Annotated in this window: 10 protein-coding genes; 7 read left to right on the top strand and 3 right to left on the bottom strand. The window is 74.1% G+C overall.

Annotated features, from left to right (window positions below; all coding sequences use genetic code 11):
• The first annotated feature begins 212 nt into the window (after positions 1-212).
• From ACIQE0_RS06460 to hemW, 3 genes are all read left to right on the top strand, one after another.
• Positions 213-2,102 (top strand): long-chain fatty acid--CoA ligase, encoded by a 1,890-nt coding sequence (locus ACIQE0_RS06460; RefSeq protein ID WP_366334690.1) that lies wholly within the window; start codon positions 213-215, stop codon positions 2,100-2,102.
• 250 nt (positions 2,103-2,352) lie between these two features.
• Positions 2,353-4,428 carry a SpoIIE family protein phosphatase gene (locus ACIQE0_RS06455; protein WP_402329824.1) on the top strand — a complete coding sequence of 692 codons (2,076 nt, stop codon included), beginning with the start codon at positions 2,353-2,355 and terminating at the stop codon, positions 4,426-4,428.
• A gap of 314 nt (positions 4,429-4,742) precedes the next feature.
• Positions 4,743-5,975, top strand: a complete 1,233-nt coding sequence (hemW, locus tag ACIQE0_RS06450; RefSeq protein WP_366334691.1) for a radical SAM family heme chaperone HemW — start codon at positions 4,743-4,745, stop codon at positions 5,973-5,975.
• 211 nt (positions 5,976-6,186) lie between these two features.
• On the opposite strand, the gene ACIQE0_RS06445 is transcribed toward hemW, so the two are convergent.
• The 3 genes from ACIQE0_RS06445 to ACIQE0_RS06435 form a co-directional block, all read right to left on the bottom strand.
• Positions 6,187-6,462 carry a DUF1876 domain-containing protein gene (locus tag ACIQE0_RS06445; RefSeq protein ID WP_366334693.1) on the bottom strand — a complete coding sequence of 92 codons (276 nt, stop codon included), beginning with the start codon at positions 6,460-6,462 and terminating at the stop codon, positions 6,187-6,189.
• 92 nt (positions 6,463-6,554) lie between these two features.
• Positions 6,555-7,397, bottom strand: coding sequence for a DUF3097 domain-containing protein (locus ACIQE0_RS06440; RefSeq protein WP_366334695.1), 843 nt, complete (start codon positions 7,395-7,397; stop codon positions 6,555-6,557).
• 144 nt (positions 7,398-7,541) lie between these two features.
• Positions 7,542-8,276: an MBL fold metallo-hydrolase gene (locus ACIQE0_RS06435; RefSeq protein WP_366334697.1), complete on the bottom strand. Its 735-nt coding sequence runs from the start codon at positions 8,274-8,276 to the stop codon at positions 7,542-7,544.
• Between the two features lie 320 nt (positions 8,277-8,596).
• Between ACIQE0_RS06435 and hrcA the strand changes: the two genes are divergently transcribed.
• The 4 genes from hrcA to ACIQE0_RS06415 all read left to right on the top strand — a co-directional run bounded on the left by hrcA (position 8,597) and on the right by ACIQE0_RS06415 (position 12,788).
• Entirely contained in the window at positions 8,597-9,613 is a 1,017-nt protein-coding gene (hrcA, locus tag ACIQE0_RS06430; protein WP_366334699.1) for a heat-inducible transcriptional repressor HrcA, read from the top strand.
• Positions 9,614-10,750 carry a molecular chaperone DnaJ gene (gene dnaJ, locus ACIQE0_RS06425; protein WP_366334701.1) on the top strand — a complete coding sequence of 379 codons (1,137 nt, stop codon included), beginning with the start codon at positions 9,614-9,616 and terminating at the stop codon, positions 10,748-10,750.
• A gap of 188 nt (positions 10,751-10,938) precedes the next feature.
• Positions 10,939-12,048, top strand: a complete 1,110-nt coding sequence (locus ACIQE0_RS06420; protein WP_402329487.1) for a nitronate monooxygenase — start codon at positions 10,939-10,941, stop codon at positions 12,046-12,048.
• Positions 12,045-12,788, top strand: a complete 744-nt coding sequence (locus ACIQE0_RS06415; RefSeq protein WP_402329485.1) for a 16S rRNA (uracil(1498)-N(3))-methyltransferase — start codon at positions 12,045-12,047, stop codon at positions 12,786-12,788. Before ACIQE0_RS06420 ends, ACIQE0_RS06415 begins: the two co-directional genes overlap by 4 nt.
• Positions 12,789-12,901 lie beyond the last annotated feature (113 nt).

Below are 12,901 nucleotides of genomic sequence, written 5' to 3'. Positions count from 1 at the left end.
AGCCGGCGCCCTGCTGCCGTTTCCGGTGGGCGCGGCGCGCACCGCGCGGAGGCCCGCCGGTCAAGCGTGTGTCGTATGCACCTATCGCGCGGGTCACATCGTGGACCAGTCGGGTGCAGCCCCTTACGCAGCGGCGTCACGCGCTCTACCCTGATCACTGCTCGAAGGTTACTCGCGAGTCACCAGCAACGTAGCGGGCCCCGGAGGACGCCGTGACCGACACTCACACGCTGATCGACAACCGGCCGCCTTCGGTGGCGACCCTCTTCCTGGAGCGGGTCGCGGCCACCCCGGATGCCGAGGCCTACCGCTATCCCGTTCCGCCCGCCTCCGGCACCGGACCGGACGACTGGAAGTCGCTGACCTGGGCCGAGGCCGCCGAGCGGGTCCGCGCCGCGGCCGCCGGGCTGATCTCGCTGGGCGTGCGCCCCGAGGAGCGGGTGGCGCTGGCCGCGGGCACCCGGGTGGAGTGGATCCTCGCCGACCTCGGCGTCCTCTGCTCCGGCGCCGCCACCACCACCGTCTACCCCTCCACCAACGCCGACGAGACCGCGTTCATCCTGGCCGACTCCGGCAGCCGCGTACTGATCGCGGAGGACGCCGGACAGCTCGCCAAGGCCCGCCAGAAGCGCGCCGAACTCCCCGAGCTGGCGCACGTCGTGGTCATCGACGAGGCCGACGCGCAGCCCGCGGAGGACGACCCGGAGGGATGGCTGCTCTCCCTCGCCGAGCTGGAGAAGCGCGGCACCGCCTACCTGGAGCAGCACCCGGAGTGCATCAAGGAGCGGGTCGCCGCGCTCCGCGCCGACCAACTGGCCACCCTGATCTACACCTCCGGGACCACCGGCCGCCCCAAGGGCGTGCGGCTGCCGCACGACTGCTGGGCGTACATGGCCCGCGCGATCCAGGCGACCGGACTGGTCACCCCCGACGACGTGCAGTACCTCTGGCTGCCGCTGGCGCACGTCTTCGGGAAGGTGCTGACCGCCGGGCAGATCTCCGTCGGGCACGTGATCGCGGTGGACGGCCGGGTCGACAAGATCATCGAGAATCTGCCGGTGGTCCGGCCCACGTACATGGCGGCCGTCCCGCGGATCTTCGAGAAGGTCTACAACGGCGTCGCGGCCAGGGCCCGGGAGGGCGGCGCCGCCAAGTACAAGATCTTCCAGTGGGCGGCCGGAGTGGCCCGGGAGTACGCCAAGGCCTCCCAGGAGAACTTCCGGCACACCGGCAACGCCTCGGTGCCGTTCGCGCTGGCCGCCAAGCACAAGGTCGCCGACGCCCTGGTCTACGCCAAGCTGCGGGAGGCGTTCGGCGGCCGGCTGCGCGCCGCGATCTCCGGCTCGGCCGCCCTCGCCCCCGAGATCGGCTACTTCTTCGCCGGCGCCGGCATCCACATCCTGGAGGGCTACGGCCTGACGGAGTCCAGCGCCGCCAGCTTCGTCAACCCCGGCGAGGCGTACCGCACCGGCACCGTCGGCAAGCCGCTGCCCGGCACCGAGGTGCGGATCGCCGAGGACGGCGAGATCCTGCTGCGCGGTCCGGGCATCATGCAGGGCTACCACGGCCTGCCCGACAAGACCGCCGAGGTGCTGGAGGAGGACGGCTGGTTCCACACCGGCGACATCGGCGAGCTGTCCGCGGACGGCTATCTGCGGATCACCGACCGCAAGAAGGACCTGATCAAGACCTCCGGCGGCAAGTACATCGCGCCGGCCGAGGTGGAGGGCCAGTTCAAGGCGGTCTGCCCGTTCGTCTCCAACGTGGTGGTGCACGGCGCCAACCGGAACTTCTGCACCGCCCTGATCGCGCTGGACGAGCCGACCATCCTCAAGTGGGCCCAGGAGCACGGCCTGGGCGGCCGGAGCTATGCCGAGGTCGTCGCCACCGACCAGGTCCGCGCGCTGATCGACGGCTATGTGGAGCGGGTCAACGCGGGGCTCCAGCGGTGGCAGCAGATCCGCAAGTTCCGGTTGCTGCCGCGCGACCTGGACATCGAGCACGGGGAGATCACCCCCAGCCTCAAGATCAAGCGGCCGGTGGTGGAGCGGGCGTTCAAGGATCTGCTCGACGACATGTACGCCGGGGCGCGGGAGGCGTAGCTCTTCTCGTCACGCTCCCGTCGTCGGCCCGGAGGGTGCGCGCGGGCCGGGCCGTGCCGCGCCACGGGCCCCGGCCCGCCGCCTGCGCCCCGTCGCCGCGGGTCGGCCAGACCCGTCGCGGGTCAGCCGAATCGGCGCCTCTGACCACGCACTTCCGTGACTCACCGCTTATGCGTGCGCTCGTTCTGTCACTCTGGCGGGAGGCGCATCCGGCGCCGTTGAGGAACCGCTCGGGAGTTGCTCAATGAGGATGACAACTACGGCCGGACGGAACGACGTTGCACACGGCGTCGCAGGGGCCGCCGCCCGCTCCCTGCGGGCCACGCTGCCCGGCGACCCGCGGGCGGCGGCGGCCGCGCGGCAGTTCGTCCGGTCCGCCTTCGCGGACTGGACCGCGCGGCGGCTGCCCGGCGCCGACGGGCTCACCGACCGGCTGGCGGACGAAACGGTGCTGCTGGTCAGCGAGTTGGTGACCAACGCGGTGGTGCACGCGGGCACCACCGTCGAGTTGCTCTGCCGCCTCGAGGCCGCCGAGGAACCGTTCCCGCACCCCGACGACGTCCCGGACACCGCCCCCGCGGAGCCGCCCCGCCCCGGCCTGGTCGTCGAGGTCTCCGACCGGCACCCCACCCAGCCCGTACGGGCCCGCGAGGACTCCGGCGCCCACGAGGGCGGCGGCCATGGGCTCCGGCTGATCAGCGCGGTCGCCGAAGCCTGGGGCGTCACCTACCGGCGGGCGATGAAGACGGTGTGGTTCCGGTTGCCGATCGGCGCCCCCGACGCCACCTGGCCGGAACCGGACACCCCGGACGCCGCCTACGCCCCGTACGGCACCTGCGGCACCGGGGACGCCGGTGCCGCCTACGACGCCTTCGACGACCGGGCGTTCCGGCGCGACCTGCGGGCCTCCGAACTCCTCGCCCCGGTGCCGCGCCGCCCCGCCCCGCCCGAGGACCGCCCCGCAGGGGACCGCGGCGGCGTCGACAGCGGTGCGCTGTCCTTCCTCGCGGAGGCGTCCGACTTGCTTTCCGGCCAGCTGGACGCCGACCAGGTCGCCTCGCTGACCGCCCAGTTGATCGTCCCGCGGCTCGCCGACTGGTGCGCGGTGTGGCTGCACGACGGCGACGGCGGCGCCCCCGGGCGCGGCCTCACCGAGGACGGCGAGGCGCCGCGGCTCGCCCGCGTCTGGCACATGTGCGAGGGCCGGATCGACTCGCTGCGCACCGTGCTGGAGAAGGATCCGCCGGGCCTGGGGGACTGCGTCACCGGCAGCGGGCCGATCCCGGCGCCCTGGCCCTGGCCGGACCGGCCGGCCGACGAGCCCGGCGGCGCCGCCCTGGCCTGCCCGCTGGTCGCCGGCGGCCGCCGGCTGGGCACCGTGCTGCTGGGCCGGGGCGGGCTGCGGCGGTTCCCCGGCGAGGTGGTCGCGCTGACCGAGGACCTGTGCCGCCGGGCCGCCCGCGCGGTCGCCACCGCCCGCGCCTACAGCCGCCAGGAGCGCATCAGCCGGGTCCTCCAGCGCCGGCTGCTGCCGCAGGGCCGGGCCCGGGTGCCCGGGGTGGCGTCGGCGGTGGTCTACGAGCCGCGCGAGGGCGCCTGGGCCGGCGGCGACTTCTGGGACCTCTTCGACGGCGGGGACGGCCGCTGGTGCTTCGCCCTCGGCGACGTCTGCGGCAGCGGCCCCGAGGCCGCCGCGGTCACCGGGCTGGCCCGCCCCGTACTGCGGCTGCTGGCCCGGGACGGCTTCGGCGTCGCCGAGGTCCTCGACCGGCTCAACAAGACCATGGCCCGGGAGGCCGCGGACTCCGTCGCGGCGGTCGCGGCGGCGGTGGCGGCGGCCGGCGCGGGCGCGGAGGCCCCGGTGGAGATCCGCGAGGAGGGCGAACAGGCCCGCTTCCTCTCGCTCCTCTACGGCGAGATCGCCCCGTACGGCGGCGGCTCCGGCGGCGCCCGCTGCACCCTCGCCAGCGCCGGCCATCCGCTGCCGCTGGTCCTGGGCGCCGACGGTGCGGTCCGGGTCGTCGCGGCGCCGCAGATGCTGCTGGGCGTCGTCGGGGACGCGACCTACGTCAGCGAGTCCTTCGACCTGTGCCCCGGGGAGACGCTGCTGTGCGTCACGGACGGGGTGACCGAGCGCCGCTGCGGCCGGCGGTTCTTCGACGACGAGGACGGGCTGGCCGGCGCGCTCGCCGCGGCCGCCGGCCAGAGCGCCGAGGCCATCGCCGAGCACATCCGCCGCACGGTCCACGCCTTCGGGCCGACCCCGCCCGACGACGACCTGGCGCTGATGGTCCTCCAGGCCGCGGGCGGGGGAGGGTGCCCGTAGGGGGGTGTCGAACGGTTCCCGTAGGGGGTGGGAGCGCCCCCTGCGGGGCCACAACGAGGCGGGTGGGGGAGATATTCCGAGGTCGCACGGCCGGGCGGCGGCTTCCGGCCCGTCGGGGACGGACCCGTGGCCGGACGGTGGCACAAGGGCACCGGACGGCAGCGCCGACCGCCCCCGAAGCCGGCTCGAAGCCGGCCCGAAGCGGGCTCGAAGCGGGCTCGAAGCGGGCTCGAGGCCGGCCCGGCTTCAGCCCTCACCCCCACCCCCGGCACACCCCGAACCGGAACTCCCCGCCATGACGGACAATGGACCCCATGCCTTCCGCACTGCCAGATGGTGAGCCGATGCCCGAGGACGGGGCGCTGCCCCGCCATGCGCTGACCGGCGCCGCCGAGCGCCCCCTGGGCTTCTATCTGCACGTGCCGTACTGCGCCACCCGCTGCGGCTACTGCGACTTCAACACCTACACCGCGAGCGAACTGCGCGGCCCCGGCGGCGCCCTGGCCTCCCGCGAGAACTACGCCGACACCCTCGTCGAGGAGGTCCGGCTGGCCCGCAAGGTGCTGGGCGACGACCCCCGCCCGATCGAGACGGTCTTCGTCGGCGGCGGCACCCCGACCCTGCTGCCCGCGGCCGACCTCGGCCGGATGCTGGCCGCGCTGCGCGACGAGTTCGGCCTGGCGCCGGACGCCGAGATCACCACCGAGGCCAACCCGGAGTCGGTCGACCCGCGCTACCTCGCCGAGCTGCGCGCCGCCGGCTTCAACCGCCTCTCCTTCGGCATGCAGAGCGCCCGGCAGCACGTCCTGAAGATCCTCGACCGCACGCACACCCCGGGCCGCCCCGAAGCCTGCGTCGCCGAGGCCCGCGCGGCCGGCTTCGCGCACGTCAATCTCGACCTGATCTACGGAACCCCCGGCGAGTCCGACGACGACTGGCGCGCCTCCCTGGACGCCGCCGTCGGCGCCGGCCCGGACCACATCTCCGCCTACGCCCTGATCGTCGAGGAGGGCACCCAGCTGGCCCGCCGGATCCGCCGCGGCGAGATCCCGATGACCGACGACGATGTGCACGCCGACCGCTACCTGATCGCCGAGGAGCGCCTCACCGCCGCCGGCTTCTCCTGGTACGAGGTCTCCAACTGGGCCACCACCGAGGCCGCCCGCTGCCGCCACAACGAGCTGTACTGGACCGGCGCCGACTGGTGGGGCGCCGGCCCCGGCGCGCACAGCCACGTCGGCGGCATCCGCTGGTGGAACGTCAAGCACCCCGCCGCCTACGCCCAGGCCCTGACCGAGGGCCGCTCGCCGGGCGCCGGCCGTGAGGTGCTGGCCGACGAGGACCGCCGCGTCGAGCGGATCCTCCTCGAACTCCGGCTCGCCGCCGGCTGCCCGCTCTCCCTCCTCGCCCCCGCGGGCGCCCGCGCCGCCGCCCGCGCACTGGCCGACGGCCTCCTGGAGCCCGGCCCGTACGAGGCCGGACGGGCGGTGCTGACGCTCCGCGGCCGACTGCTCGCGGACGCCGTGGTCCGCGACCTGGTGGACTGACGGGGCCGACGAGACCGACGGGACCGGCCGGGGCCGACGGGACCGCCGGGAGGGAAGGGACCGCCGGGAGGGAAGGGACCGCCGGGACCGGTGGGGCCGACTCCTGACCAACGACCTGCCCCGCAGCCCCGCAACTCCGCAGCCCCGCAACGCCCCCCGCGCCTCAACACCCCATAAACACCGAGGACTTCAACGCGACGTCAGCGCGACGTCAATGCGTCAGCGGCCGGGACGACCGCCCCGACGCCGTGTCGATCTCGTCATGGGCCTTGGTCAGCAGCTGCATCGCCAGGTCGTTGAGGGCTCTTGCCCCCGCGACCTCCTCGCCGACCCGGGGCTGGTTCCCGTCAGCGGGGTGGCGGCTGGCGTAACCATGGGACCGCACCTCGGTCCCGTCCGGCAGCCGTACCAGTGCGGCGGCCCGGGTGCGGTGGGTGTCCTCCTCGAATTCCATCTCGACATGCCATCCGACAGCGGTCTTCAACATGGCGGTCACCTCCGGGGTCGCTGCTACCAGAGTGCGCTCACCACCGGCCCCGCGCACGGTGTGCACCGGGGCCCGGGCCGCCCCGGAGGCCGTCAGCGGCCGTCCTCCGCCTCCGGCGCCGTCACGAAGTCGATCAGCTCTTCCACCCGCCCCAGCAGGGCCGGCTCCAGGTCCCGGTAGGACCGCACGCGGGACAGGATCCGCTGCCAGGCCGCGCCGGTGTTCTCCGGCCAGCCCAGCGCCCGGCACACCCCGGTCTTCCAGTCCTGGCCCCGGGGGACCTCCGGCCACGCCGCGATGCCCACCGAGGACGGCTTCACCGCCTGCCACACGTCGATGTACGGATGGCCGACGACCAGCACGTCCGCGTCCGTCACCGACGCGGCGATCCGGGACTCCTTGGAGCCGGGGACGAGATGGTCCACCAGGACGCCGAGGCGGGCGTCCGGACCGGGGGAGAACGCCTCGACGATCGCCGGGAGGTCGTCGACGCCCTCCAGGTACTCCACGACGACGCCCTCGATCCGCAGGTCGTCGCCCCAGACGCGCTCCACCAACTCGGCGTCGTGCCGGCCCTCCACATAGATGCGGCCGGCCCGGGCGACCCGGGCGCGGGCCCCGGGGACCGCGATCGAGCCGGAGGCGGTGCGCGCCGGACCGCTCGCCGCCGGCCGGGCCGGCGGCCGTACCAGGGTGACGGTCCGCCCCTCCAGGAGGAAGCCGCGCGGCGCCATCGGGAACACCCGGTGCTTGCCGAAGCGGTCTTCCAGGGTCACCGTCGCTCCCTCGGCGGTCTTCTCGCAGCGGATGACGGCACCGCAGTAGCCCGTCGCCACCTCCTCCACGACCAGCCCGGGATCGGCCGGCACCTCGGGCACCGGCTTCGGCTTCTTCCAGGGGGGAGTGAGGTCGGGGCTGTAGTGCCTGCTGTGCATGCGGGTCTGCTTCCCTACGGGTCGGCGGTTCGGCGGGATACGGGTCTACGGGGCACGGGCCACGGGACGGGCCCACAGGGCGCGGGCGGGCCGGGCCGCCCATGGGGACGGCGGCGGCCGGTGGTCAGGGCAACGGGCCGCGCCTCAGGGGGAGTTCGGCCCGAAGCGGGCGGCCAGGGCGTCGCGCTGGGCGCGGACGAAACCGGCGTCGACCACCGCGCCGTGGCCCGGTACATAAAGGGCGTCCTCGCCGCCCAGTGCCAGCAGCCGGTCCAGCGCGGCGGGCCACCGCCGGGGCAGCGCGTCCGGGCCGGCCTGCGGTTCGCCGGACTCCTCGACCAGGTCGCCGCAGAAGACGATCTCCCGTTCACCGGCCCGCCCGGGCACCAGGACGGCCAGGTCGTGGGCGGTGTGGCCGGGGCCGATGCCGGCCAGCAGCGCCGTCCGGTCCCCGAGGTCGACGGTCAGCCGGTCGTGCACCTCGTGGTGCGGGGCGACCAGCAGGTCCGCGGCCTCCTCGGCGGCGTCGGGGTCCACGCCGTGCCGGACCGCGTCGTGCCGCAGCACGTCCTTGCTCTGCCGGAGGAGTTCGCCCACCCCCGCCGCGCCGTACACCGTCACGCCGGCGAAGGCCGCGGTGCCCAGTACGTGGTCGAAGTGCGGGTGGGTGAGCGCGACATGTGTCACATCGCGGCCCAGCACCCCGCGGATCGTGCGGCGCAGCTCCGCCCCGGCGGCGAGGGTCGGCCCGGTGTCGACGAGCAACACCCCCTCGGAACCGGCGATCACGCCGATCGTCTCGTCCCAGCCGGGCATCCGGCGCCGGACGACCCCGGTGCCGAGCTGCTCCCAGCCGGCCTCTTCCCATGTGGTGCGCATGGCAGGACGCTAGCGCCCTCGCGATAGCGTTGCCCGGCGCCCGGCGGAAACGGCCGTTCCGCACAGTCCGCGGCGGTCCGGTTCCGCCGCATTTCGGGGTCCGGGCCAGGGTTCGCGCAAGGGATGTCCGGGGGATCGGCGGGGGAAGTCCCGGGGTCGGCCCGGGGTCGGATCCGGCGGCTGTGGGTAAGCCCTCAGTACGCCCGCCCTTGCCGCATCCGCGCTGCCCGGCCGTACACTGGCTCCGGGTCTGGCACTCGGGCCAGGTGAGTGCCAGGAAAGAGACGACGCGGCGGGACAAGCCGACTGGAGGTGGCGAAATGCTCAGTGAACGCAGGCTCGAGGTGCTGCGCGCCATCGTCCAGGACTACGTCGGGACGGAGGAGCCGGTCGGCTCCAAGGCCCTCACCGAGCGCCACAAGCTGGGCGTCTCCCCGGCCACCGTCCGCAACGACATGGCGGCCCTGGAAGAAGAGGGCTTCATCGCCCAGCCGCACACCAGCGCCGGGCGCATCCCGACCGACAAGGGCTACCGCCTCTTCGTCGACCGGCTGGCCGGCGTCAAGCCGCTGTCCGTCCCCGAGCGGCGGGCGATCCAGAATTTCCTGGACGGCGCCGTCGACCTGGACGACGTGGTGGGCCGCACGGTGCGGCTGCTGGCGCAGCTGACCCGGCAGGTGGCCGTGGTGCAGTACCCGTCCCTGACCAGATCCACGGTCCGGCACGTCGAGCTGCTGGCTCTGGCGCCGGCCCGGCTGATGCTGGTGCTGATCACCGACACCGGGCGGGTCGAGCAGCGGCTGATCGACTGTCAGACGCCGTTCGGCGAGACGTCTTTGGCGGACCTGCGGGCGCGGCTCAACAGCCGGGTCGTCGGCCGCCGTTTCACAGACGTCCCGCAGTTGGTGCAGGATCTTCCGGAATCCTTCGAACAGGACGACCGGGCCACCGTCTCGACAGTACTGTCGGTGCTGCTGGAGACTCTGGTGGAGGAGACCGAAGAGCGGCTGATGATCGGCGGTACCGCCAATCTGACGCGCTTCGGGCATGATTTCCCCCTGACCATCCGGCCGGTGCTGGAAGCCCTTGAGGAGCACGTGGTGCTGCTCAAGCTGCTCGGGGAGGCCAAGGACTCGGGCATGACCGTACGCATCGGGCATGAGAATGCCCACGAGGGTCTGACGTCCACCTCGGTCGTCACCGTCGGATACGGTTCGGGCGACGAGGCCGTCGCGAAATTGGGCGTGGTCGGACCGACCCGCATGGACTACCCCGGAACGATGGGAGCGGTACGCGCAGTGGCACGTTACGTCGGACAGATCCTCGCGGAGTCGTAAGTGGCCACGGATTACTACTCGGTCCTCGGCATCAGCCGTGACGCCTCGCAGGACCAGATCAAGAAGGCCTTCCGCCGGCTGGCGCGCGAGCTCCACCCGGACGTGAACCCGGACCCCAAGACCCAAGAGCGGTTCAAGGAGATCAACGCCGCTTACGAGGTCCTGTCGGACCCGCAGAAGAAGCAGGTCTACGACCTCGGCGGCGACCCCCTCTCGCAGTCCGGCGGAGCCGGCGGCGCGGGCGGCTTCGGCGCGGGCTTCGGGAACTTCTCCGACATCATGGACGCGTTCTTCGGCACGGCCTCGCAGCGCGGCCCGCGCTCGCGGACCCGCCGCGGCCAGGACGCGATGATCCGCCTCGACGTCGAGCTCGGCGAGTCCGCGTTCGGCACCACCAAGGAGATCCAGGTCGACACCGCCGTCGTCTGCACCACGTGCAGCGGCGAGGGTGCGGCGCCGGGCACCTCGGCGCAGACCTGCGACATGTGCCGCGGCCGCGGTGAGGTCTCGCAGGTCACCCGGTCCTTCCTCGGCCAGGTCATGACCTCCCGGCCCTGCCCCCAGTGCCAGGGCTTCGGCACGGTCGTCCCGACGCCGTGCCCCGAGTGCGCGGGCGACGGCCGGATCCGCTCCCGCCGCACCCTCACGGTCAAGATCCCGGCCGGTGTCGACAACGGCACCCGGATCCAACTGGCCGGCGAGGGCGAGGTGGGCCCCGGCGGCGGCCCCGCCGGCGACCTCTACGTCGAGATCCACGAGCTGCCCCACCCGGTGTTCCAGCGCCGCGGTGACGATCTGCACTGCACGGTCACCATCCCGATGACCGCGGCGGCGCTGGGCACCAAGTGCCCGTTGGAGACGCTCGACGGCATGGAGGAGGTCGACGTCCGGCCCGGCACCCAGTCCGGCCAGTCGATCCCGCTGCACGGCCGCGGCGTGACCCATCTGCGCGGCAACGGCCGGGGCGATCTGATCGTCCACGTCGAGGTGCAGACTCCCGGCAAGCTCGACCCCGAGCAGGAGGAGCTGCTGCGCCGACTGGCCAAGCTGCGTGGCGAGGAGCGCCCCCAGGGCCAGTTTCAGCCGGGGCAGCAGGGGTTGTTCTCGCGGTTGAAGGATGCGTTCAACGGGCGGTAGGCGTGGGGCCGGAGGCCCGGGCCGGCCCCCGGGCCGGCTCGGTCGGCCGGGGCCGCAAGGACGGTTCGCGTGCCTTGAGGACGCCTCCGGCGGGCGTTGGCCGTGACCGGCCGGGGCGGGGTCCGGGGGGTTTTCCGCGGCCGCCGCCCCGGTTCTGGGGAGGGCATCGGGCGTGACACGATGTGGGCATGCCCACCGCTCTCACCGATCTGTGCCGCCACCCCATCGTGCAGGCCCCGATGGCGGGCGGCGGCTCGGTACCCGAGTTGGCCGCCGCCGTCTGTGAGGCCGGCGGCCTCGGGTTCCTGGCCGCCGGTTACAAGACCGCCGACGGCATGTACCAGGAGATCAAGCGGCTGCGGGCGCTGACCGGCCGGCCCTTCGGCGTCAACGTCTTCCTGCCGCAGCCGCCGCTGGCCGACGCCGGCGCCGTCACGGTCTACCGCGAGCAGCTCGCCGGCGAGGCCACCTGGTACGAGACCGAGCTGGGCGAAACGGACGGTCCGATCGACGACGGCTACGAGGCCAAGCTGGCGATCCTCCGCGACGATCCGGTGCCGGTGGTCTCCTTCACCTTCGGCTGCCCCTCGCGGGCGGTCCTTGAGGCGTTCGCCAGGGTCGGTACGTACACCGTCGTGACGGTCACCACCGCCGCCGAGGCGCAGGCCGCGCAGGCGGCGGGCGCTGACGCGGTGTGTGTGCAGGGCGTGGAGGCGGGGGGCCACCAGGGCACCCACCGGGACGATCCGCACGCCGACGGCACCGGTGCCGGGCTGGGGCTGCTGGCGCTGCTCACGCAGGTGCGGGAGGCGGTGCGGATCCCGGTGATCGCGGCCGGCGGGCTGATGCGCGGCTCCCAGATCGCCGCGGTACTGGCCGCCGGCGCCGCGATGGCGCAGCTGGGCACCGCCTTCCTGATCACCCCGGAGTCCGGCGCCAACCCGCTGCACAAGCAGGCGCTGACCAACCCCCTGTTCACCCATACCGAGTTGACCCGGGCGTTCTCCGGGCGGCCGGCCCGCGGACTGGTGAATCGTTTCCTGCGGGAGCACGGCCCCTACGCCCCGGCCGCCTACCCCGCCGTGCACTACCTCACCTCCCCGGTCCGCAAGGCCGCAGCCAAGGCGGGCGACGCCCAGGGGCTGAACCTCTGGGCGGGGCAGGGGCACCGGCTGGCGCGGGAGCTGCCCGCCGGGCAGCTGGTGGAGCTGCTGGTGGCCGAACTCGACGCCGCCCGCGCCGCGTTGGCCGCGGGCGGTCCGGCCGGCGCGGGCTACGGCACGGGAGGTGCGGCATGACCGCGCCCGTCTTCCTCGTCGAGACGCTCACCGGTGTACGGGCCGGCGGCACGCTGACCCTGGACGGCCCCGAGGGCCGGCACGCGGTGTCGGTGCGGCGGCTCCGGGTCGGTGAGGAGGTCGTGCTCACGGACGGCACCGGGACCGGGGCCGAGGGCACCGTCGCCGCCGTCGAGGGCAAGGACCGGCTCACCGTCGCCGTCACCGCGCTGCGCACCGAGGAGCCGCCGGCGCCCACCCTCACCGTCGTCCAGGCGCTGCCCAAGGGCGACCGCGGGGAACTGGCCGTGGAGACCATGACGGAGACCGGGGTCGACGCCATCGTGCCGTGGTCCGCGGCGCGTTGCGTCACCCAGTGGAGGGGCGAGCGGGCCGCCAAGTCGCTCGCCAAGTGGCGGGCCACGGCGCGGGAGGCAGGCAAGCAGTCCCGCCGGCTGGCCTTCCCCCAGGTCGCCGACCCGATGTCGACCAAGCAGGTCGCCGCGTTGCTCGCCGACGCCGATTTCGCCGCCGTCCTCCACGAGGAGGGCAGCACCCCGCTCGCCACCGCCGAACTCCCCACCGAGGGCTCGATCGTGCTGGTCGTCGGCCCCGAGGGCGGCGTCTCGCCGGAAGAGCTGGCGGTCTTCGCCGAGGCGGGCGCCAAGCCGTACCGGCTGGGCACGACCGTGCTGCGGACCTCCACGGCCGGCACCGCGGCGACCGCCCTGCTGCTGGGCCGTACGGGCCGCTGGAGTTAGGGCTTTTCGGACAGGCACCGCGCACCCGGGCTCCGGCGCACCCGGGCTCCCGCGCTGACGGGAGCCCGCCGGTGACGGTCCCAACTCCCGCCGTCCGCAGGGGTGTCGGGGCG

The organism is Streptomyces sp. NPDC093097, from assembly GCF_044754325.1.
Taxonomy (GTDB): Bacteria; Actinomycetota; Actinomycetes; order Streptomycetales; family Streptomycetaceae; genus Streptomyces.
The sequence above is the reverse complement of the archived record's forward strand: the minus strand, read 5'-3'. Positions and strand labels throughout refer to the sequence as shown.